This is a genomic window from Tetzosporium hominis (genome assembly GCF_002265435.1).
Classification (GTDB): domain Bacteria; phylum Bacillota; class Bacilli; order Bacillales_A; family Planococcaceae; genus Chryseomicrobium; species Chryseomicrobium hominis.
In genome coordinates this window covers 1-23,381 of record NZ_NOKQ01000211.1, presented here as the reverse complement: position 1 = coordinate 23,381, position 23,381 = coordinate 1, and the positions used below count along the sequence as shown (strand labels likewise).

The following is a 23,381-nucleotide window of genomic DNA, read 5'->3' as shown; positions in this document are numbered from 1 at the left end:
CCGAAGTGTCTTCTGCTGTACTTCTTGCTGAACCTACACTCGAGACGATCAGTTACACGCGCAAAAAGAAGATCGGACGTGTGGACAGATTGAACGACCTGCCCGTCGAGACGATCCACTATGACCTCTCTGAATCAGAGAAGGTCTGTTCAGAATGCGATCATTCGATGCATGAGATGAGCACACAGATCCGCAAGGAACTGAAGATCATCCCTGCACAGGTGACAGTGGTCGAACATGTCCAGCACATCTATAGCTGCCGCCATTGTGAGACACATGAGATCAAGACTCCTATCAAGAAGGCAGAGATGCCAAGACCGGTCATCCCGAAAGGACTTGCGTCCCCATCTGCTGTCGCTTTTGTGATGACTCAAAAGTTCGCAGACGGCCTACCTCTCTACCGACAGGAGAAACAGTTGGAACGGATGGGACTGCCGCTGAGTCGACAGACGATCTCGAACTGGATGCTGTCGAGTACGACGAGCTGGTTGAAGCCTTTCTATGCAGAACTCTATCGTAGAATTCGCCAAGAAGAGGTGCTTCACGCTGACGAGACCACTCTTCAAGTACTCGAAGAGCCCGGAAAGAAGGCAGAATCAAAATCCTATATGTGGCTCTACCGTACCGGCAGAGACTCTGATACGCCGATCGTTTTATTCGACTATCAGTCTAGTCGTGCCAAAGAGAATCCTCAGAAATTCTTGGAAGGTTTCGAAGGTTATCTACATGTGGATGGTTATGCAGGATATGAATCTATCCATAACGTAGAACTCGCAGGTTGCTGGGCACATGCGCGTCGTAAGTTCGACGAAGCACTCAAGGCACTGAGAGGTGCACCTGCTGGTGCCGGTCGAACAACCGTCGCCAAGAAGGGACTCGATTTCTGCAACCGACTCTTTACCATCGAACGGAAAATCAAAGACATGACTCCTGAAGAACGACTCAAGATCAGGAAAAGCGACAGTCAGCCCGTGCTGGATGCTTTTTTGGCATGGCTTGAAGAACAACAGGAGATTGTCGCTCCAAAGACTGCCACCGGAACTGCGATCTCTTATACATTGAAACAATGGTCAAAACTCACGACTTTCATGAAAGATGGCCGAATCGAAATAGATAACAATCGTGCAGAACGTTCTATCAAACCATTTGTGATCGGCAGGAAGAACTGGCTGTTCGCAGCCTCGACAAGAGGCGCGACCTCGAGTGCCATCGCTTACAGTCTCATCGAGACTGCCAAAGAAAATGGGCTCAATCCTTTCTTCTACCTGCAACTTCTTTTTGAAGAACTTCCACAGCGTGATCTAGAGAAACTCGAATCCTTCGAAGATTTGATGCCGTGGTCGAAAAATTTACCAACGAACTGTTATATCCAATCAAAGAAATAGAAAAATGCCGGTCAAAATCAACTTCTGATTTTGACCGGCATTTTCTTTAATAAGAAACAACGTGTTCACTATTTGACGCTTACTCTCATGAACAGGTAAATTACAGTCAGCCTTTCTTTTAATAATAGCAAAAAAACAATATATTATTTTAAATATCATGTTTTATTAACTGAATTTTGGGTAAACTATATACAGTTTAACTATTTAATTGATGGAGGAGGAAGGAAATATGGCGACGGGTAGATGTGATATTTGTGGAAAACCAGCATCAACAAGAGTCCAAGCAAACTTGAATGGGCAGTTACGAACTATGCAGTTATGTGAAGGTCATTATCAAGAATTTTTACAACGCAATGGATTAAATATTTCTCCTATTGAATCGTTATTTGGATTACGTGGCACTATGCTTGATAACTTTTTTTCGAGCAAACTGCCATTTTTTAATGTAGATGAAGAAGTTAGTGAAGAAAGTTTTTATGATGAAACCGCGAGTGGAGTGGCAAAACGTAAGCGGGGTAGTGCTTTAACTAGCCGATTGAGTGAAAATGCGGAAGAAATGCTTCAAAAAGCGGGACAATATGCATCAGAATATAATAGATCCGAAATAGATACCGAGCACTTATTGTTGGCGTTGACAGATAGTGAGGTTGTTCAAAGTGTATTTAATCAATTTAAAATTAAAGTGGATGATTTGAAAAGACAAATTGAAGCTGAAGCTAAACGTGGAGAGAAATTGAATGAAGGTGATATTGGCGTGTCACCGCGAGTAAAAGACGCTTTAAGTCGTGCTTTTACTGCTTCAAATGATTTAGGACACGCTTATGTTGGGCCCGAACACTTTTTGATTGGTTTATCTGAAGAGGGAGAAGGGCTGGCTGCAAACATCCTTCGCAAATATGGTTTGACGCCTCAGTCTATAAGACAGCAAGTGAGTAGGGTTGTCGGGAACGGTGAAAACGAAGGGAGTCTATCCAATGTGAGTAACACCCCTGAACTGGAAAAGTTTTCGCGAGATCTTACTAAGATGGCTAAAGAAGGGAAGTTAGATCCGGTCATCGGTCGTGCTGAAGAAGTGGAAACCACAATAGAGATATTAGCTAGACGTAGAAAAAATAACCCAGTACTGATTGGTGATCCAGGGGTTGGTAAAACTGCTATTGTAGAAGGGTTAGCACAACGAATTGTTGACGGTGAAGTACCTGAAAGTTTAAAAGATAAGCGATTAGTGGAGTTAGATATTAACGCTATGGTTGCTGGAGCAAAATACAGAGGAGAGTTTGAAGAACGTACTCAAAAAGTGTTGAAGGAAATTTCGGAAAATAAAGATGATTTAATTATGTTCATTGATGAGGTCCATACGATTGTAGGAGCTGGACAAGGTGGGGGGGAAGGCGGTCTAGACATAGCTAACGTTTTCAAACCCATGCTTGCTAGAGGAGAGTTGAATCTCATTGGCGCGACTACTCTGAACGAATATCAAAAGCACATTGAAACAGATGCAGCTTTAGAAAGAAGATTTCAACCGGTTATTATTCATGAGACGACTCCAGAGCAAACGATTATGATTTTAAGAGGTTTGCGCGATACTTTTGAAGCGTATCATAAGGTGACTATAACCGAAGAAGCTATTATTTCTGCAGTAGAGTTATCGGATCGATATATTCCTTCTCGTTTTTTACCTGATAAAGCCATAGACCTTCTTGATCAAGCGGCAGCTAGAGTTAAACTGATTGCCACTTCGCGACCTGCGGAAATTCAAGAAATCGAAGCTGAATTGCAGCAACTTCGAAGAGAACAAGATTACGTTGCAAATAGAAAGCAGTACGATAAAGCGAGCGAGCTTACAAAAGTGATTGAAGGAAAAGAAAGTGAGTTAAAGAAAATAACAGAAGAATGGGAAGCTGAAAGAGGCTCAGGGAGTACAGAGGTAAAACCTGAACATATTGCTCATGTGGTTTCACGTTTGACTGGCATTCCAGTGAACGAACTAACGACAGAAGAAAAAGACAAACTTTTACGCATGGAAGAACAACTACATCAGCGCTTAGTAGGTCAAGAAGAGGCAGTAAACGCTGTTTCAGATGCAGTTCGTTTGTCTCGTTCAGGATTACGCGAAGAAAATAAGCCTGTCGCTACTTTTCTTTTCTTAGGACCTACCGGGGTAGGTAAGACCGAGCTTGCAAAGGCTTTATCAGAAGTTATTTATGGAGATGAAAATGCATTATTACGAATTGATATGTCAGAATATGGAGAACGGCATGCGGTAGCACGTCTTGTAGGTGCTCCTCCTGGGTATGTGGGTTATGATGAAGGCGGTCAGCTCACCGAAAAAGTACGACGTTCACCTTACAGCGTGATATTGTTAGACGAAATTGAAAAGGCTCATCCTGACGTGTACAATATCTTACTTCAAGTTTTCGATGATGGACGACTTACTGATGGAAAAGGAAGAGTTGTAGATTTCACCAACACGATAATTATAGCTACGTCAAATTTAGGGTCAGACATTATTCGTACTCGATTAAACAGCGAAAGTTCTTCTAAACAAAATTATGAAGAGGTAAAAAAAGAGGTTATGACTGTCTTGGCAAGTCATTTCCGTCCTGAGTTTTTAAACAGGATTGATGAAATTATTGTATTTAGTGCTTTAAATAAGGATCAAATAAACGAAATTGTATCACTTCAACTACAACGTGTCGCGAAGAATGTGTCGAAACAGGGTATTACTATTTCTTTCGATCAAACTTTAGCTCGGCACTTTACAGAAGAAGGGTACAAACCTGAATTTGGTGCCCGAGAACTCAAACGTGTAATCCGTAGTGAATTAGAAACGAAATTAGCTCGTGAAATTCTAGGGGGTGCTATTGAAAAAGGGGATAAAATCTTAGCTAAATGGGACGAACAATCCCAACAAATTGTTTTTGAACGCACGGAGACTAATGAGGATTAAACCAATTTTGGAAGTATAACCTATATTTTCGAGAAGGTATAGGGAGCGCGAACGGGTTGGATTATGCGAAAATAAAAGTGCGATATTTTTTATGAATTATACCCTGTGTAATAGACATTGAAAAAAAGTCTATTGCACGGGGTTTTTGTGTACAAGGAACCGAACCATAAAGGATATTTCTCTCCATATGAAGGGAAATCAAATAGTCGAGAGTTTTGGAGTGATTTGACAGAAGGTTTTAAGCTGATAATGAAACAGAAAAACTTAGTTTTTTTATGTTTCATTGTCACTTCTTCCGGCCATCTTCGTGTATATGTATAATCTTTGCGTCACCGTCTTCGTAAAAAGCGAATTAGGCGAGGGGGCAGATGCTTTAGGAGTAATTGAAGGTGCGTATGCAACAGGCGCTTTGATGTTGGGGATAGTAATCTCTAGGTACAATAATTGGTTGAAAAATAGTTGGGCCCTTCCTGTAGTGATTTTTATCATGGCAATTCCATTTATCTTGTTTAGTTTAAGCAATACCGTTCTGTTTGAAGCCATTAGTGTTTTCTTGTTAGGGGCAGCCTTTCAAATTGGTTTTACGATGTTTAATACGCTTCTACAAATTACACCACCAAAGTCTGTTGTAGGCAGGGTAACTGGATTCGCTAAAACTTTGCAAAGTCTCCTTACTTTTATATCGCTTATTTACTTCGGTAAATGACTTGAGACACACTCGGTTCGAATACTATTCACTGGAATTTCTGTCATGTTAATAACGTTGGGATTGATGGTTTTAACAATGATTTTTTTCTCTCAAAATCAATTGTTGAAAAACGAAAAGCATAGTACCTAGATAACTTGTTGAAAATCGCCATATGTATCCAGGTTATTATACTAATATTTAGACGAACAATGAATCTTGTCGCGTGCATAGGATAGGAGAGTGACTAAACCCCAAGAAAGATTCAATTACTTAACCTTTCAAAACGGTTCAAAAAGAAACTAGAGAGTTGATTTTTGATTAGTTTACATATGAGGGATTATCAGAAGTAACAGTAATACTAGTGGCTTAGAATCAATGAGTTTATGTACAAAAATGGATATTTCAGCTATCATTTTGCGTAATTGTCTATGAAATTGATATGGAGAAATTACTTTCTGATTTCAAAGGTGCCTACTTTCTCGATTTCGACAAAGACTTTGCTTACTTCGTGGCTGAGAATAGAAGAGCCCCCGGTTTAAGACATAGCCACGATTTTGTGTTTGGCAAGGTTGCTGATGGTACTGAGTTAGTGCCGGCAACTAATTTGTATAGAGAAAATAGACTTTCGGATGCAGCTTATTTAAAGAAGATAGTAAATAAAAAATTTGCAGACGATGATCAACTTTCAATACATAACAGCGGAATTAGTGCTATAAATGAAAGAAATCAACATGTATGAGCTTTGAAAGGAGTTGAGTGAATTGGCTATCAAAGAAAGAACGGATAATCGGAAAGTATTCTCTAACAGCGCAGTAGATTACATGCACGAAAATTATGCAATTAATAAAGTGCGCGCACAAGAATTAATGTCTGCGTATATTGATGAAATTAACGTTAATGATTCAATTACACAACACTTGGGTCCTGACTATTTCGCAATACAGATTTTAATGGCTGAAGAGATTATTCCATATCAACCAATGTAAGAAAACGTCCTGCCTTCAGTGGTTGGACGTTTTTTGCTTTCAAAATAAATATGATTAAGTATAGGGAGGAAAGAAGCGATAAGTTTAGCTTCTTTCCTCCCTTTTTGTTCGTAAAAGTCTACTTTTACGAACGCTTTATTTTTAATAAACGACTATTTTAAATCTAGTTTTAGTAACTTGAAATTTTATATATAGAAAGAAAGTATTGAAGTGTAGATGTTTGACCATGTACCTAAGTACATGGTTTATACTTTTTCTGAGGTGAAGAAAATTGAGCTATCGAATCAGTGAACTTGCAACCCTATGTGAAGTGAATAAGGAAACCATCCGATACTATGAACGAAAAGAGCTATTGCAAGAACCGGTCCGGAATAATTCGGGGTATCGGATTTATTCGAAGGAAACGGTCAAACGGGTAGGATTTATCCGGCGACTGCAGGAACTGGGATTTTCGTTGAATGAGATTTATAAATTGTTAGGGGTGGTCGACAAAGACGATGTGCGCTGTGAAGATATGTTCGATTTTGTTTCCAGAAAAGAAGTGGAAGTCCGAAAGCAGATTGAGGATCTAAAGCGTGCGGAACGGATGCTGAGTGAGTTGAAAGACCGGTGTCCGGATAAAAAAGAGCTGCATGAATGCCCGATTATTGATGTATTGATGGAGGAGGAGTAGAACATGAAAAAGTATCGAGTGGATGTCCAAGGGATGACCTGCACAGGATGCGAAGAACACATTGCAGTCGCGCTTGAAGCGATTGGCGCAAAAGCGATTCAAGCTGATTTTCGAAAAGGAGAAGCCCTATTTGAACTGCCGGAAAACATGGAGGTTGAAAAGGCAAAAAAAGCAATTGCTGAAGCCAAGTATCAGCCAGGGGAAGCAGAAGAAGTCCGAGCCCAAGAAGCACTCCGCCCGGATGAAGAAGGCGAATTTGACTACATCATCATCGGTTCCGGGGGAGCCGCCTTTTCTTCCGCCATCGAAGCTGTGAAACACGGGGCGAAAGTGGCGATGATCGAACGGGGAACGGTAGGCGGTACCTGTGTGAACATTGGCTGTGTTCCTTCCAAAACCTTATTACGGGCGGGAGAAATCAATCACTTGGCCAGGAACAACCCGTTTATCGGGCTGCATACCTCTGCGAATGAAGTGGATTTGGCTCCGCTGGTCAAACAGAAAGAGGAATTGGTGACGGATCTCCGGAACAAGAAATATGTCGATTTGATTGAAGACTACGGTTTTGAGTTGATCAAAGGGGAAGCCAGGTTTGTAGATGAACATACTATTGAAGTGGATGGCCTGAAGCTATCTGCCAAACGGTTTCTGATTGCGACGGGGGCGGCTTCTGCTGTGCCAGCCATTTCCGGTCTGGCAGAAGTGGATTACTTGACCAGCACGACCTTATTAGAGCTAAAGAAAGTGCCGAAACGCCTGACAGTCATCGGTTCCGGCTATATTGGTGTGGAATTGGGCCAGCTATTTCACCACCTCGGTTCAGAAGTCACACTGATACAAAGAAGTTCGCGTTTGTTCAAGGAATATGATCCGGAAATCTCGGAAGCCCTCACGAAAGCTTTGACCGAGCAAGGCATTCAGTTAGTGACCGGTGCCACATACGAGCGAATTGAACAGGATGGAGAGGTGAAAAAAGTTTATGTCGAGGTGGATGGCCAGAAGCGGATCATCGAATCCGAACAATTGCTGATTGCAGCTGGCCGAAAGCCCAATACGGAAAGCTTGAATCTGCAGGCGGCGGGTGTCGAAACAGGACGTCTTGGAGAAATTCGGATTGATGATTATGCCAAGACCACCAATGAACGGATTTATGCAGCGGGCGATGTTACACTGGGTCCTCAGTTTGTCTATGTAGCGGCTTATCAAGGGCGAGTGGCGGCAGGAAATGCGGTCGGTGGACGGAGTGAAAAACTGGATTTGGCCGTTGTGCCGGGCGTCACGTTTACAGCGCCGGCGGTTGCCACGGTCGGCTTGACAGAGAAACAGGCAAAAGAAAACGGCTATGACGTCCTTACTTCCGTCCTGCCGTTGGAGGCTGTTCCGCGAGCGCAAGTGAACCGGGAAACGACCGGAGTATTCAAGTTGGTGGCGGATGCGACAACACGCCAGCTGCTGGGCGGGCATATCGTAGCGGAAAATGCTGGAGATGTCATCTATGCGGTGACGCTTGCCGTAAAATTCGGTTTGACCATTGAAAATCTTAGCGAAACCTTCGCGCCGTATCTAACCATGGCCGAAGGGGTAAAGCTGGCTGCGCTAACGTTCGACCAGGATGTTTCCCACTTGTCATGTTGTGCCGGGTAAAACTGACTATTGATGAAGATTTAAGCTGTTTATAGGGAGCCCACTTGAACAACTAGGAAGCAGACGGATAAATCAAGCACATTGCGACAGCCGTTCAATTATATGACTGGATTGGAGCAAGTGCTTGCTTAATTAGAGTCTCTATCATGTTATGGGAGCCATGAGGATAAATAAGTTTCTTTGGTTTACATATCATTAATTTATCTGAATTTGCTTGAATACAAAGGGGGAGAAGAGGTGGTGCTGCAAGCACATCTTCTCTCCTTATTAATTTGTTTAAGTTTCCTTTTACGAAGGCATTTCTCATATCCATTTCAAGCTTTAGCCCTCATGATTACGAAGTGAATTTAATAAAAAATATCGAGAAATTTATGACTTAAAAGCTCTGTATGCCCGTAAAGTGCCAACCACGGTTGAAAATTGCCCCGTCTCTTCAATTGCAGCAAATCCGGTTTCTTTCAAGAGATTTGGAATAATGCCTTTGACATGTGGTGAAGTGGTTTCAAATCCATCTAGGAATTGGACTGGGAAGAAGGCAACACGCATCAAGCCATTTTGCGGTTTATCGAAATCAAGGATATGAAATTGGCCGCCTGATTTGAGTGTCCGATGAACTTCTTCAAATGTTTCCTTCTTCTTCTCTAGCGTCAAATGATGAATAAATAAACTGGTGAAGACATGATGAAATAGATGATTGGCAAAAGGAAGCCAATCGGAAAATCCTTCCTCAAATCGGATGTGATGGACTTGATTTTCTTTTACCTTCTTTTTGGCGACGGCTAATATTTCGGGATCAGCGTCGACCCCAACCACATGCACTCCGGGTTGTGAACGTTGAAGGAAAAGAGCGAGCGTCCCTGTGCCACAAGCCAGATCCATTACCACTTCCCCGGGTTCAAGGGCTGCTTGATGGACCAGATGCATTTTTAATTTCTTTTCCTGCATCCCCCATTGAATTAACGGATCATAGAACCGGGTCATCCAATGGTATTTGAGTGCCGGTATATAGGCTCCTTTTTTGTCTGCCTTCATGAAGATCGCATCCTTTCAATATAAGTAGATTTTTCGTCATAAGGAACTCTCGTGTGGGAATAGCGAGTAAATTAATCATCTAGTCTGTTAATCATCGCACCAGTAGGTCACAAATACACAAATGTAAAAAAATCCGGCCTGCGCTTATGAATGTGCAGGCCGGTCTCGATGTGTGTTCGCTATAAATTACTTTTTATTCAACATATGAATCGGGTGGCCCATGATTCCTTCCGCAGCTTCCGCCAAGGGCTCGGGTAACGTTGGGTGGGCGTGAATCGTCAGGCTGAGGTCTTCGGCAGTCGCCCCGGTCTCAATGGCAAAGACGGCCTCGGCAATGAGGGACGACACTTCCGGTCCGACCATCTGGACGCCCAATACCCTTTTCGTCTCTTTTTCGGCTACAATTTGTACAAAGCCGTCGGCATCGGAAATGGATAAGGCACGGCCGTTCGCTTGGAACGGAAAACGACTGGAAACCGTTTCATAGCCCTGTTCTTTTGCCGCTTTTTCGGTCAATCCGGTATACGCCACTTCCGGATCGCTGAAGATAACAAACGGCATCGCTTGAAAATCAATCACACTTTTTTGTCCGCTTGCCACCTCTGCCGCAATCTTGCCTTCATAACTCGCTTTGTGGGCAAGAAGATCACCGCCTGCACAATCGCCGATTGCGTACACATGGTCAATCGTGGTTTGGCATTGGTTATTAATCTTGATAAACCCGCGCTGATCAAGTTCCACACCAATATTTTCTAAACCGATTTTTCCGGTGTTCGGTTTTCTCCCGATGGAAACCAAGCAGTAATCGCCGGTAACGGTTTCTTCCTTGCCATTCACCTGGAACCGGACATTGACTTCTTCACCCGTATTTTCACCGCCTTGGACCATAGCATTGGTGATGACGGTGATTCCTAAATCTTTTAAGTGACGTTTTACCACATTTGTCAGTGCTGAGTCCGTTCCCGGAAGAAGGGTATCCGTTCCTTCCAGGATGGTCACTTTGGCCCCGAATTTTGCATAGGCTGTTCCGAGTTCCAATCCGATATACCCGCCGCCGACTACCACTAAATGGTTCGGTACTTCCTGGAGTGTCAGAGCTTCTGTTGACGAGAGAATCCGTTCTTGATCGAACGGCAGGCTTTTCAGTTCGGTCGGCAGGGAACCGATTGCCAGAATCAGATCTTTGTAGGTATAGAGCTGTTCTCCGTCTGCAGTTTTGACTTTTACCTGCTGGGATTCAGTCAGGTAAGCCTCGCCGCTAATGACTTCCACACCATTGCCTTTCAGCAAGGTCTGGACCCCACTCGTCAATTTGTTCACGATGCCATCCTTCCATTTCACAACTTCCGGCATGTCCACGACCACTTCGCCCGAAACCTTGATGCCCATGGAGCCGGCATGTTGGATGTGTTTTACTCGTTCAGAAGCACTGATCAGCGCCTTGGAAGGGATACACCCCCGGTTCAGGCAAACGCCGCCTAATTCGGCCTTATCCACTAACACCACTTTTTTCCCTAGCTGTGCAGCACGAATGGCCGCCACATAGCCGCCCGATCCGGCTCCAATCACCAATAGATCAAGATCCTTTTTTGCTTCTTCAGTCATTTCTGTTTCCTCCTTTAGCATTTGGTCATTGAATAAAATGAGGATTCTGCTTATTTTATATCGCAAATGAGGGACTGCACTAACAATGTGCTGCTTCGTGACAGGGAAGCCCCTTCTAAAACTCCATACCCTTTATCTCAAGAATTAAATAAGATCGTGCTGCAGACTGGATGAGCGATAGTATGTATTTCAGAAAAGAGCTTTCCATTTGGCTGGAAAGCTCTTTTCGTTACTCTTTTACGCGCATTAGCCGTAAGCTGTTGAGCGCGACCAGAAGGGTAGCACCCATATCCGACATAATGGCGATCCATAGCGTCAACCAACCCGGGATGACAAGTAGCAATGCGATCGCTTTAATGCCAATCGCAAATGCGATGTTCGCTTTGATGATGTTCAATGATTTCCGGCTTAACTTCACCGTGAACGGCAGTTTGCTCAAATCATCGCCCATTAAGGCGACATCCGCCGTTTCCAAGGCGGTATCGGTGCCGGCGCCGCCCATGGCGATTCCGACTGTGGAGGCGGCGAGTGCCGGGGCATCGTTTACCCCGTCCCCGACCATCGCGACATTGCCGTACTCGGCCCGTAAGCGTTTGATGAAATTCAATTTGTCTTCCGGCATCAGTTCGGCCTGGATTTCAGTGACGCCGACCTGCTGGCCGATGGCCTGACCGGTCCCTTTGTTGTCACCCGTCAGCATGATTGTCTTCTTGATGCCCATTTGATGCAGCTTCTGGATGACTTCCTTGCTGGATTCACGGACTTCATCCGCCACGGCAATGACCGCGAGGATAGTTTGTTCCGTTCCGATGATCATGGCTGTCTTGCCCTGATTTTGAAGGGCTGTTACATTTTGTTCCAAGTTCTCATCGGCACTTGCGGCGCCCAGCTCGTTGAAGAGGATCGGGCTGCCGATATAGTACGTGGTTCCTTCGACGGTTCCTTTAATCCCTTTGCCGGTGATGGAAGAGAAGTCCTCGACCAAGACCGAAGAATAAGAAATATTTTCTGCATCCGCTTTTTTCATGATGGCCGAAGCAAGGGGATGCTGCGAGCGGTACTCCAGCGCCGTGACGATGGACAGCAGCTCTTTTTCATTTACTTGGTTGTTCATGACTTCAAAATCCGTGACGACGGGAACCCCTTTGGTCAGGGTACCGGTCTTGTCAAATGCGATGGCCTTCAGCGCACCCATTTCCTCCAAGTACACGCCGCCTTTGATCAACACGCCTTTTTTTGCGGCGTTCCCGATGGCGGACACGATTGAAATCGGTGTCGAAATGACCAAAGCACACGGGCAGCCTACGACTAGCACAGCCAATCCTTGGTAGACCCAGGTTTCCCAGCTGGCATCAAACAGAAGGGGAGGAACGATGGCTACAAGCGCAGCAACGACCATGATAATCGGTGTATAATATTTGGCAAATTTATCGACAAACGCCTGCGAAGGAGCCCGTTCGCCTTGTGCTTCCTCAACCAGGTGGATGATTTTCGCAATGGTTGTGTCTTCAACCAACTTCGTGACTTTGACTTCGAGCAAGCCTTCTTCATTCAGCGTGCCCGCGAAGACGTCATCGTTCACCGTTTTGGCGACCGGCACGGATTCCCCGGTAATCGCCGCCTGATTGACCGCCGAATAGCCGTTGGTCACCGTGCCGTCCATGGCAATCTTCTGTCCGGGTCTGACAATCATGGTGTCGCCCACCACAATGTCGTCCACCGAAATCAGCTGTTCCTGGCCATTCCGCCGGACGAGTGCTTCTTTCGGGGCAATGTCCATCAACGAACGGATGGATTGGCGGGCACGGTCCATGGAATAGCGTTCCAGTGCTTCACTGATCGCAAAGAGGATGACCACGATAGACGCTTCCGCCCATTCGCCGATAAAAGCCGCCCCGATGACGGCAACGGTCATGAGGGTTTTCATGTCGAAATCCAGGCGTATTAAATTCTGGAAACCGACTTTGAAGAGCGAGTACCCACCAATGACAATGGCTGCCACGAATAGGAGGGAGGTTATCAAATTTTCTTCTCCATTAACGTACTGGGAAATGTACCCGAAAACGATCAACAGGGTGGAGTAGAGCAAAGTGCTATGTTTTTGGTAGAACGGCACGTTGTCCTCTTTTTTGACTGTCACTTTTTCGGCTTCCGTTTTCGAACCAGCTGGCCGACCTGTAATTTCAGGAGCGACCTTCAGGTTTTCAAACGCCCCGGCTTTCTCCAATTCTTCGACGGTGGCTGCCCCGTAAACGGAAATCTTTGAAGCGCCGAAATTCACTTTGGCATCTTGGACACCGGGAAGCTGCTTGACGTTGTTCTCGAATTTCCCGGCGCAGTTGGCGCAGGTAAAGCCTTCGACCCGGAAAACGTTTTTGTCCTCTTTAGCCATGTTCACTTCCGGGAGCGACTGACGTTTCGGTTTTTCCGGTGCCACTTTCAAATTCTCGAACGCCCCGGCTTTTTCCAATTCCTCGACCGTTGCCTCGCCGTAAACCGCAATTTTAGAAGCCCCGAAGTTCACTTTCGCATCTTGGACTCCGGGAAGATTTTTGACATTCTTCTCAAATTTCCCAGCGCAGTTGGCGCACGAAAAACCCTCCACCCGGAAGACATTTTTTTCCTCATCTATCTTTGTTTTCTCAACCAACTTCAACAACCTCCTTTTGATGGATGAAGGCCACTTGCACCAAGTGTTTCACATGCGCATCGTCCAATGAATAGTAAACCAATTTCCCTTCTTTGCGGTAGTTTGCCAAACCCATATTTTTTAACAGTCGCAGGTGGTAGGAGGCAGTCGCCACAGAAGAGCCGATGATATTGGCGACGTCACAGACACAGAGTTTGTCTTCCAGCGATAAGGCATAAGCAATTTTAATTCTTGTATCATCAGATAATGCCTTGAAAATTTTCGCCACTTCCAACGGATTTTGTTCCGAAAGTTGTTGCTGGACTCGCTCTACTTTTTCCTCATCCACACATAAAATTTCGCACGTATCTTTACTCATTTTATTTTCCCCTTTTCATCAATTTAATTTTTTGCAGCAAGCTTTTCTTCTATATGAATAGAAAAAGAGAAAAATCACTTCAGCTCACCAGACTCCAAAGGAAACGGAATGTCCCGTTCTCCACCATGATCAAGATGCCGAGTCCGATAAAGACAACCGGCACAATCCAGCGTTCCCATTTTTCAATCGTTTCAGAGACCGATTTAACGGATGCCAAACGGTAACTGAGGTAACACAAAATAGCGATCATAATGGCAAAGACGACAAGCATCACAACGGTTTCACTTGGATTTAAGGTTGAAAAGTAGGGTATGTAGACACCGATGTTATCCCCGCCAGCCGCCAGTGTAATGATCGTTATGGTGACAAACAAGCGATTGGACTTGCCGGAAGACAAGCGGGACAGGAGATCCTCTTCGTCGTTCTCTTCTTCCTCTCGCTTCCAAACCTTGACTCCCAAATAAATCGGTATGAGACCGAGCAGGCCGACCCAGTGAGTCGGTACGAGCGTCAAGCCATACGCAGCCAATAGACTGACACCCACTAATATGGCTGTTCCCAAATATTGACCGATGACTATGGATTTTAACTGCCCTTTTTTCATCGTCTGCGAAAACAGGATCAACAAAATGATGACATAATCAATGCTGGTCGCAACGTAAGCTGCAACAGCGGAAAAAATTGTCGTAATCAGCTCCACCAACTCCTTTGTGGATACTAGAGCCAACTAATATCCTTCTAATAGTTATACGTTCAAACGAACGTTTGATTAATGCAAGTGTACAAATATTTCGCTAGATTGTCAATTATACATTCAAATGATTGTTTTAATATTGAACAGGCTTGTTAGAATGAACAGGGAGTGACAAGCGGCAAGGCGAATCGGAAAATTGGTATAGCTAATCCGGACTTGTCCTGTTAAGCATTCTATTTCTATGAATGCTAGAAAATGTATGTGGGAACGATGCCGATTAATTGATTGATAAATCACGATAGGAAAGAGGGTTACTATGAAGAAGAACAATAAGAAGAAACAATCGGGGATGAAGCTCGCTGTTCTCCTGACGTTAGTGGCAGTTGGGATTCTCGCAGCAATCGTAGTATTGACAAATCAGGAAAGCACCTCATCAGTGGAAACCGCTGGAGTTGATATTACTGGCCAGCCAACACTTGGAGAAAGTGGTGCACCGGTCACAGTCATCGAATTTGGCGACTTCAAGTGCCCGTCCTGTAAAGCATGGGGAGAAATGGTGTATCCGTAGCTGGTGGCGGACTATGTTGACACAGGAGATGTGAAATTCTCCTATATCAATGTTCTCTTCCATGGCAATGAATCGGTCGTGGGCTCTTTGGCAGCTGAAGCCGTTTACGAACAAAACCCGGAATCCTATTGTGACTTCCACAAAGCCTTATTCGCGGCACAGCCGTCTGAACATGCACTCAACGTAAGGGCAAGCGCCACCGATGCAGCCCCCACAAGTAAGTTTCGTTTTGTCATATTAAATCGCCTCTTTCTGTTCGTCTTTCACTCAGTCTATCTTAATAATTTGCATTTGCTGTGCAGAAGAAATGGCATCTTCTTGAAGGAGAATGGTTTGCGTGGTATAGAATAGACCTTTCTGCACAAAAAGTCGAAACTTTTCCGTTAAACTGAAGAAGCACAATGATTTCTAGAAAAAAGCAATTTGGAGGAAAAATCAAATGACGAAAAAGAGAACGGCCATAGGTATACTGTTGGCTTTGCTTTTGCTGGCAGGATGCAGCAACGATACAGCGGATTCATTTGAAGTTCCGTTTGAAGGAGAACTGAGACACGTCCACGGTATGGGCTATGCAGGAGGTGGGAACGATTTGTATTTTGCATCACACAGCGGTCCAAAAATTTATCGCGATGGCGAATGGTTTGAAACAGCGGATAATTTTTTCGATTATATGGGCTTTAACGCTGTAGATGAAGGCTTTTATTCTTCGGGACACCCGAGCGCAGATTCGGATTTGCCTAATCCGCTTGGGATTCAGCGGAGTACAGATGGCGGAGAAACCTTGGAAGAGATTGCATTTCAAGGAGAAACGGACTTTCATGCGATGGCTGTAGGGTACACCAGCCATGATATTTTCCTGCTCAATCCAGCAAAAAACTCTTTGCTGGAAGCCGGATTTTACAAAAGTAACGATAAAGGAGAATCGTGGGAACCTGTGAAGGCTGAAGGGTTGAATGGGGAAGTGATTGCGCTCGCCCTTCATCCGACAGATTCGAACTTCGTTGCTGCAGCTACTTCTACAGGTGTGTATTTCTCACGTGATGGCGGCGAAAATTTTGAGGCGATTACATCGGAAAATGAAACAGGCACAGCGGTGCATTTCACCGAAGACCACCTGTACTTCGGGAGCTTCAGGACAACAGCGGCTTTGATGAAGTATACGATTGAAAATGAAGAGCTGGAGACGCTGAATATACCGGATCTTTCGGAAGATGCCATCGCTTTTATCGCACAAAATCCGAATGATGAAAGGGAACTGGCGATCTACTCACTCCAGGGCAATGCTTACTTGTCGGAAGACGGATCACAGATCTGGGAAACGCTGCTGCAAGGTGGGAAAACCGATTAAAGAAAAAATGAAGAAGAATTACTGGCCCGGATGAGCGCGTTGTTGCGCAGAAGAACCCCGAAAAGCACTATTGAAGTCGATGGATTGTTATGGGATGAGGACCGGTTTGAACTCACATACGGCAAACATTTCATCAAATTGACGCCAAAAGAATTTCTGATGGTGGGCCATCTGATGAAAAATACCAATAAAGTGTTCACAAGGGAACAGCTGATCCAGTTGATCTGGGGATTTGATTCGGAGACGGAAGGAAGGACCATTGATTCGCATGTACGGAATGTGCGGGAAAAAATTCGGCAATCTGGATTTCCAATCAATGACCATTTTATCACCGTGTGGGGGATGGGCTACAAATGGATCCATGAAATGGAATAATACTAGATAAAGATAAAAGGCTCATCGGAAAATATCTCCAATGAGCCTTTTCGGGTAAATTACGCAACGTTACGGCAAGCTTCTGCACATCTGCGGCAAGCTTCCGCACAGCGTTTGCAATGGTCGTGATGGTCGGCGTGCTTCTCGCATTCATCTGCGCATGCTTCACAAATGGTTGCGCAAACGGCTGCCAGTTCGGAAACGAACGGCGAATTGCGGGTAATTGCATGTTCCAGAAATGCGCAAATGTCTGCACATTCACGGTCTAATCGAATACATTGGGCCATCATCTTCACATCTTCTTCCTGCAGACAAGCATCAAAACAATGGTTACATTCCGCCGCACAATCGTGCAATGCCTTAATCAATTCCTGATGTTGTTCATGAGCCATGCTAAAACCTCCATTTTTTATATTTTTGCTTCCGTTTCTAATATTCCCTCTACTTTCCAGACTAAACGGAAATACCGAAACTCCATAGAAACTGCACAAATTTATTGGCGAAACAGCAAACTCTTTCCGAAAAAAACAAAAAGTATATCTGGTGATAGCCCATTGTCGGCCGTTTATAGAAAAGTAATCGAATATCAAATCAATAGGGTGGTTTTTTCTTTTTGGTCACAGTAAATTCCTTGGGCGTCCAGAAAACAAAGACAAAGTAAAAATGAAACTGAAAACTTGATATACCCTCATGAGGTATGTTAAGTTTATGGAAATACTACTCTAGGAGGAATAAGAATGATTGAAACATTAAAAGTACAAGGCATGTCCTGCAGCCACTGTGTAAACTCGGTTGAAACTGGCGTCGGTGAACTCGAAGGGGTTTCATCTGTGGCAGTTGATCTTAAAAAAGGTGAAGTGGCAGTGGATTATGACGCTGGCAAGACATCATTAAACGAAATTCAGGAAGCGATTGAAGAACAAGGATATGCCGTCGTATAAGAGTGCTTTCATAGCACTCTTTACTTTTAAAAGAAATATACGCCGCGGTAGTATATTGGGGGCTTTGTGGCTGTTAAGAATGTCATAAGGGTAATTGGAATAAAGAAGCACTATTTTGAAGGAGGCGTACTGAATGGCTAAAAGTGAAAAAGACCATCACCACCATCACGACGAACAAACAGATCACAGTAAAATGGACCATTCCAAACATGTTGGGCATGTCTATCATGAAGCTCAAGTAAAAGAGGGCATTCAAGACCACAGCAATCTCTCCCAGAACCATGAACATCATGACCATTCCGATCATAGCGGGCATGATCACGGCCATCATCACCACGGTAATTTTAAAGAGATTTTCTTGAAGTCGCTGCCGGTTGGCATCATCATTCTGTTATTGTCGCCGATGATGGACATTCGGCTTCCCTTTCAATTCACTTTTCCATACTCGGATATTGTGGTCGCAGGATTAGCAACCATCTTATTGGTTTATGGGGGGAAACCTTTCTTTCAGGGGGCGATAGAAGAATTCAGGCAAAAAGCGCCGGGTATGATGGCCCTTATTTCTTTAGGGTTGTCCGTTTCCTATCTGTATAGCATTTATGCGGTGCTGGCACGCTATGTGACTGGCGAACACATCATGGACTTTTTCTTTGAATTTGCTTCCTTGCTGTTGATCATGCTCCTTGGACATTGGATCGAAATGAAGGCTGTCGGAGAGGCAGGAGACGCGCAAAAATCGCTCGCTGAATTGGTGCCGAAAGATGCACATGTGGTATTGGAAGACGATTCCATTGAGACGCGTCCCGTAAATGAGCTGAAAGTCGGAGACCTTGTACGGGTTCAGGCCGGAGAAAATGTCCCTGCCGATGGCATCATCAAAAGAGGCACCTCCCGGATCAATGAAGCTTTGCTGACGGGGGAATCTAAACCCATTGAAAAAGGAGCCGGAGACAAAGTAATCGGCGGTTCCACGAACGGTGCAGGCATCTTATATCTTGAAGTACAGGAAACCGGCGACCAATCGTTCATTTCTCAAGTTCAAACCCTGATAAGCCAAGCGCAGGATCAACCTTCAAGAGCTGAAAATCTTGCTCAAAAAGTAGCCGGCTGGCTGTTTTATATCGCCATTGCGGTGGCTTTCATCGCTTTTGTCGTTTGGCTGTACATTGCTGACATTCAAACCGCTATTCTTTTTACGGTTACGACATTAGTCATTGCATGTCCACACGCTCTCGGCCTTGCCATTCCGCTGGTTATTGCACGAAGCACCAGTTTAGGTGCAAGCCGCGGGCTGTTGGTGAAAGACCGCGAAGCATTGGAGTTAGCAACTAATGCTGATGTAATGATACTGGATAAAACGGGTACGTTGACTACTGGCGAATTTAAAGTTTTGAACATGGAATCACTGGATGGTCAATATACCGAAGCCGAAATCGCGGCGTTAATGGCAGGGATTGAAGGCGGATCCAGCCACCCAATCGCCCAGTCAATAGTCCAATACGCTGAGAAACAAGGGATTCAGCCTGTCCACTTTGATTCGATTGATGTTGTGTCGGGTGCGGGTATAGAAGGAAACGCCAATGGCCGCAAATACGAATTGATCAGCCAAAAGGCACTTGGAAGAGATGTAGCGGTGGATGTTCCCAAAGGGGCAACATTAAGTATACTGGTTGAGGACGGGAATCCGATCGGTACGGTCGCATTAGGCGATGAATTGAAAGAAACGAGCAGAACGCTGATACAGGCATTGAAGCATTACAATATAAAACCGATTATGGCTACAGGCGACAATGAAACGGCTGCCCAAGGAGTAGCAGAGGAACTGGGCATTGAATACAGAGCCAATCAATCGCCGCAAGATAAATATGATTTAGTGGAATCACTGAAAAATAATGGACAAACGGTCATTATGGTCGGCGACGGCGTAAACGATGCACCATCCCTTGCAATAGCAGACGTGGGTATTGCAGTCGGTGCGGGAACGCAAGTCGCTATTGATTCCGCTGATGTGATTTTGACTCAGTCGGATCCAGGAGATATTGAATCCTTTATCGAATTGGCCAACAAAACAACCGGTAAAATGAAACAGAACCTCGTGTGGGGAGCCGGATACAACTTTATCGCCATTCCCATAGCTGCGGGGGGTCTAGCTTTCATTGGAATTACGTTGGTTCCTGCAGTAGGAGCAGTTCTGATGTCCGTATCCACCGTTATCGTGGCTATTAATGCGATGACATTAAAGCTAAAGAATTAGACCTGTCAAACCCCGTGTTTAAAAGTCGTACACGAGAAGTGCTGCCTTCCAAAAGTTGAATTCTTTAACTTTTGAGGTATCGTTTTAAATGAGATTAAAGTCAAACAAAGGTTTTAAGACTTTGGATAATTAAATATAGTTAACATAGAAGAAATTATAGGAAGAGAAGAAGTCAAAAAAGCTTCTTCTCTTTTCTTATTAGATTCTTTTAATACATAAAAAGTTTTCGAAAATAGAGCAATCAATAATTAAAATGGGCATAATAGGAACGAACGTTCTTATTGGAGGGGAAGGATATGACAGAAAGAAACAGTGTTAGTGATAATAATGAAAGAAAGCATACACAATGGGATGGACTTTTTGTCTCACAGCATGCCTGGGATTCCGATAATGTAAGCGATCCGCAGCCAATGCTCAGTGCCGATGAAAAACAAGCCATCTGGGATATGCTGCTCGTTGCCCTTGACCGCCAATGTACCGTCTTCATTCAATCCTGGGAAGACTGTCATTTCAAATTCCATCGGTGCACGATTCGAGAAATAGATGATCCCCAGCGTATTGTCACCTACGAAGATCCATTTGGTGAATGGCAGCTTGCCATCGATATGATTACTTCCATGCATATGCTGGACTAAACAAAAAATAAAAAAATCTACCATTTGGAAAGGGGCAATATTAGGCGCTATTTTATATATTGCTTTTGTTTTACAGACGGTCGGTTTGCAATACACAACGCCTTCTAAAAATGCATTTCTAACAGCTCTTAATGTTGTCATTGTGCCGATCATTGCTTATTTGATTTACAAGCGCAGGATTGACCGATTTGAAATAGCCGGCTCAATCCTCGCAATCATTGGCATTAGCTTTTTATCATTGCAAGGTTCTCTGACAATCAACATAGGGGATGTCTTTTCTCTTGCATGTGCGGTTGCCTTTGCTTTCGATATTTTTTACACCAATCTATTTGTTCAGAAGGAAGACGCCATTTCACTCACGATAGTACAATTTATAACAGCATCCGTGATAAGTGTAGCCGTAGTGTTCTTTCAAGGGGGGATTCCGCCAGCTATTGAAAAGGAAGCTTTGTATTCACTTGTTTATTTAGCCGTCTTTTCGACAGCTATTGCCTATCTTTTCCAAAATATGGCCCATCAATATACCACAGCCACAAAGGCGGCCATTATTCTATCAACAGAAGCCGTTTTCGGCATGCTGTTGTCCGTTTTATTTCTGCACGAAGCACTGACAGGTCGTATGCTTATGGGCGCTGCGTTGATCCTCGTAGCTATCTTGCTTGCTGAAGTAAAGCCAAGATTCCACAAAAAAATGTTGAGAAACTCACGTTCATGAAGTTGTAAACTAAGAAGTATTCAAAGTGATGATGGTAGAAAATCATTCTGAAATATCGAAAGAAATTCAACTTACACACCAAAAATTATAGGAAGAGAAGAAGCTTGGTTGTGAGCATCTTCACTTCTTTTTTTTCATACAAGTATGCTTTTACGAATGATAGATAATAAATAAGAAGAAATGGAAAGTGATAAAATGCTTTTGTGTGGTTACTAGATATTATAAGAAGAGCATAGCATTTTGGGAGTTTAATAGTGTTAAAAAGGAGTGTCTGGTTTAACTCTACAGCAATTAAGATATGCATTAGAAGTAGCAAATAAGGGATCTATGAATGAAGCTGCTAAAAGTTTATATATATCTCAGCCGAGTTTATCAAATGCGATTAAGGATTTGGAAAAGGAAATTAAAATAAGTATTTTCGTTAGAACGAATAGAGGAGTTGTTGTTTCTAATGAAGGTGCGGAGTTTTTAGGGTATGCACGCCAGGTGTTGCACCATGAAATTTGGTTTTGACATCGACGATATATTAATCGATTTACGCAAGCATGCGTTTACCATCTACAATCAAAAACTAGGCAAAAATGTGCCGCTTGACCAGTTCACGAATCTCGAACGTGTTGAAATTCACGAGCTGTTTGATCTGACGGACGAGCAAGGCGTCTTTAGAAGACATCTACTATACAACGTGCCCGATTTATCCAAATGCCTTAGAAACATTACTCGAGCTCGATCAGCAAGGTCATGAAATCTATTACATCACCGCAAGACCCAAAGAGCACGGAGAGCGAACAAAAGAATGGATGAAAGCACAAGGCTTCCCAGTTCAAGATGACCGTTTCTTCTATGGCATGCAAGACGGCGAAAAAGTAGAGATCATCAAACGCTTAGGTCTGAATTATTACTTTGATGATAAGCCGGATGTGGTCAATACATTGCTGAAAGAAGAAAATCTCAAAGTCATCCTCAAAGATCAGTCCTATAACCGCCATTTGACGTTTACCCGTCTAGTGGACTGGACAGATATTCAGCAGATTTTAGAAACGAAGCAGGTATAAATGGCAGCCGTTCTCTGGCGGTTCGGAATGTGGCTATACGAAAAAATAGGCTAGCAGTCTACGTTGACTGCCAGCCTTTTTGTATGTCCTAATTAATGAGAAACAATAGAATCGATCAGTTTTACATGTTCTGACCCGATGCCAAAGATATGGTGTGTCTTCTCTTCGCCTAAATAATAACTAGTTTCGCTACCTTCAGGGCTATAGGAATAGCGATAAGTGACAGTAGCCGATTGAGACGCTTCCACATTGGAAGCAGCTAGCAATTTCTCCTCTTCCAACATGCCACTATAGAGGGTTGCTTTATAGTGCGTTTCGCTACCTTCTCGAAATTCGATATAGGCGACAGGAGCATTATCGAACAAAGCGTCCATTGCAGTATCGGTCTCTACATAAGGAAATTCGTAAACCGATACGAGCTCTGAAAAAGCAGCATCTACTTTAATGAAACTTTGGACTTCTTCACCAGTTCCCGCATCGATCACATGAATCGAATCAATTGAAGGAACAGCGTTCAAAACAGCTCGAATGGCGCGTTCTTCTCTGTCTGACACCCAAGAAACCACTAACAGCACAGCAACTAACACGGGAATTGCGACGAGCCACTTTTTCATTTGACATCTCCTCAAATCGAACATATTAACAGAACATTCTGATTTCTAATATCTTACAATTTAGTATAAGCTATTCCATTTGGAAAGCACAATGTTATGAAGCGACAGATTCAAAATATATTTTAATAATAGAGTCACTAGTGTCGCATTAAAATGGGTAGGTCTTGTCCGATAAGCGGAATTGTCTGTAAATTTATTTAAACGTAAAAAA

19 protein-coding genes and 4 pseudogenes are annotated in these 23,381 nt (G+C 43.9%); 16 read left to right on the top strand and 7 right to left on the bottom strand.

Going from position 1 to position 23,381, the window contains the following annotated elements:
- From tnpC to merA, 7 genes are all read left to right on the top strand, one after another.
- Nucleotides 1–1,385 (top strand): IS66 family transposase (tnpC, locus tag CF394_RS08210; protein ID WP_133079814.1); only part of this gene is annotated, 1,385 nt, incomplete at its 5' end.
- Between the two features lie 229 nt (nt 1,386–1,614).
- On the top strand, nt 1,615–4,335 hold the full coding sequence (locus tag CF394_RS08205; RefSeq protein WP_094942879.1) for an ATP-dependent Clp protease ATP-binding subunit: 2,721 nt from the start codon (nt 1,615–1,617) through the stop codon (nt 4,333–4,335).
- Between the two features lie 313 nt (nt 4,336–4,648).
- Complete coding sequence (locus CF394_RS16290) at nt 4,649–5,041, top strand: MFS transporter (RefSeq protein ID WP_369333189.1); 393 nt, start codon at nt 4,649–4,651, stop codon at nt 5,039–5,041.
- A 379-nt stretch (nt 5,042–5,420) separates the two neighbouring features.
- Complete coding sequence (locus tag CF394_RS08195) at nt 5,421–5,762, top strand: DUF3990 domain-containing protein (protein WP_500691225.1); 342 nt, start codon at nt 5,421–5,423, stop codon at nt 5,760–5,762.
- 22 nt (nt 5,763–5,784) lie between these two features.
- Entirely contained in the window at nt 5,785–6,009 is a 225-nt protein-coding gene (locus CF394_RS08190) for a hypothetical protein (RefSeq protein ID WP_094942874.1), read from the top strand.
- A 271-nt stretch (nt 6,010–6,280) separates the two neighbouring features.
- Nucleotides 6,281–6,682 carry a mercury resistance transcriptional regulator MerR gene (gene merR, locus CF394_RS08185; protein ID WP_094942873.1) on the top strand — a complete coding sequence of 134 codons (402 nt, stop codon included), beginning with the start codon at nt 6,281–6,283 and terminating at the stop codon, nt 6,680–6,682.
- A 3-nt stretch (nt 6,683–6,685) separates the two neighbouring features.
- The gene (gene merA, locus CF394_RS08180; protein WP_094942872.1) at nt 6,686–8,326 is read left to right on the top strand and encodes a mercury(II) reductase; all 1,641 of its coding nucleotides are present in this window, start codon (nt 6,686–6,688) and stop codon (nt 8,324–8,326) included.
- Nucleotides 8,327–8,695: 369 nt separating this feature from the next.
- Here merA and CF394_RS08170 read toward each other — a convergent pair whose 3' ends face one another.
- From CF394_RS08170 to CF394_RS08150, 5 genes are all read right to left on the bottom strand, one after another.
- Nucleotides 8,696–9,358 (bottom strand): class I SAM-dependent methyltransferase, encoded by a 663-nt coding sequence (locus CF394_RS08170; RefSeq protein ID WP_094942869.1) that lies wholly within the window; start codon nt 9,356–9,358, stop codon nt 8,696–8,698.
- Between the two features lie 186 nt (nt 9,359–9,544).
- On the bottom strand, nt 9,545–10,963 hold the full coding sequence (gene lpdA / locus CF394_RS08165) for a dihydrolipoyl dehydrogenase (protein ID WP_094942867.1): 1,419 nt from the start codon (nt 10,961–10,963) through the stop codon (nt 9,545–9,547).
- Nucleotides 10,964–11,192: 229 nt separating this feature from the next.
- Nucleotides 11,193–13,613, bottom strand: coding sequence for a heavy metal translocating P-type ATPase (locus CF394_RS08160; protein ID WP_094942865.1), 2,421 nt, complete (start codon nt 13,611–13,613; stop codon nt 11,193–11,195).
- Nucleotides 13,606–13,971, bottom strand: a complete 366-nt coding sequence (locus CF394_RS08155) for an ArsR/SmtB family transcription factor (protein WP_094942864.1) — start codon at nt 13,969–13,971, stop codon at nt 13,606–13,608. Before CF394_RS08155 ends, CF394_RS08160 begins: the two co-directional genes overlap by 8 nt.
- A 79-nt stretch (nt 13,972–14,050) precedes the next feature.
- On the bottom strand, nt 14,051–14,665 hold the full coding sequence (locus CF394_RS08150; RefSeq protein ID WP_094942884.1) for a CadD family cadmium resistance transporter: 615 nt from the start codon (nt 14,663–14,665) through the stop codon (nt 14,051–14,053).
- 316 nt (nt 14,666–14,981) lie between these two features.
- On the opposite strand from CF394_RS08150, the pseudogene CF394_RS16065 reads away from it, so the two are divergent.
- From CF394_RS16065 to CF394_RS08135, 3 genes and pseudogenes are all read left to right on the top strand, one after another.
- Nucleotides 14,982–15,407 (top strand): annotated as a pseudogene (locus CF394_RS16065) (thioredoxin domain-containing protein); the annotation flags it as partial.
- Between the two features lie 265 nt (nt 15,408–15,672).
- On the top strand, nt 15,673–16,581 hold the full coding sequence (locus tag CF394_RS08140; RefSeq protein WP_094942862.1) for a F510_1955 family glycosylhydrolase: 909 nt from the start codon (nt 15,673–15,675) through the stop codon (nt 16,579–16,581).
- Nucleotides 16,582–16,587: 6 nt separating this feature from the next.
- Nucleotides 16,588–16,956 (top strand): annotated as a pseudogene (locus CF394_RS08135) (winged helix-turn-helix domain-containing protein); the annotation flags it as partial.
- Between the two features lie 59 nt (nt 16,957–17,015).
- On the opposite strand, the gene CF394_RS08130 reads toward CF394_RS08135, so the two are convergent.
- Nucleotides 17,016–17,348, bottom strand: a complete 333-nt coding sequence (locus CF394_RS08130) for a four-helix bundle copper-binding protein (RefSeq protein WP_094942859.1) — start codon at nt 17,346–17,348, stop codon at nt 17,016–17,018.
- Nucleotides 17,349–17,693: 345 nt separating this feature from the next.
- Between CF394_RS08130 and copZ the strand changes: the two genes are divergently transcribed.
- The 6 genes and pseudogenes from copZ to CF394_RS08100 all read left to right on the top strand — a co-directional run bounded on the left by copZ (nt 17,694) and on the right by CF394_RS08100 (nt 22,556).
- Complete coding sequence (gene copZ / locus CF394_RS08125) at nt 17,694–17,897, top strand: copper chaperone CopZ (protein ID WP_094942858.1); 204 nt, start codon at nt 17,694–17,696, stop codon at nt 17,895–17,897.
- Nucleotides 17,898–18,030: 133 nt separating this feature from the next.
- On the top strand, nt 18,031–20,151 hold the full coding sequence (locus CF394_RS08120) for a heavy metal translocating P-type ATPase (protein ID WP_094942856.1): 2,121 nt from the start codon (nt 18,031–18,033) through the stop codon (nt 20,149–20,151).
- Nucleotides 20,152–20,447: 296 nt separating this feature from the next.
- Nucleotides 20,448–20,786, top strand: a complete 339-nt coding sequence (locus tag CF394_RS08115) for a YolD-like family protein (protein WP_094942855.1) — start codon at nt 20,448–20,450, stop codon at nt 20,784–20,786.
- Nucleotides 20,773–21,501: a DMT family transporter gene (locus tag CF394_RS08110; protein WP_094942853.1), complete on the top strand. Its 729-nt coding sequence runs from the start codon at nt 20,773–20,775 to the stop codon at nt 21,499–21,501. The genes CF394_RS08115 and CF394_RS08110 overlap by 14 nt, the downstream gene beginning before the upstream one ends.
- A gap of 267 nt (nt 21,502–21,768) precedes the next feature.
- Nucleotides 21,769–21,993 (top strand): annotated as a pseudogene (locus CF394_RS08105) (LysR family transcriptional regulator); the annotation flags it as partial.
- Nucleotides 21,994–21,997: 4 nt separating this feature from the next.
- Nucleotides 21,998–22,556 (top strand): annotated as a pseudogene (locus CF394_RS08100) (5' nucleotidase, NT5C type).
- A 92-nt stretch (nt 22,557–22,648) separates the two neighbouring features.
- On the opposite strand, the gene CF394_RS08095 reads toward CF394_RS08100, so the two are convergent.
- Complete coding sequence (locus CF394_RS08095; RefSeq protein ID WP_094942852.1) at nt 22,649–23,170, bottom strand: hypothetical protein; 522 nt, start codon at nt 23,168–23,170, stop codon at nt 22,649–22,651.
- Between the last annotated feature and the right edge of the window lie 211 nt (nt 23,171–23,381).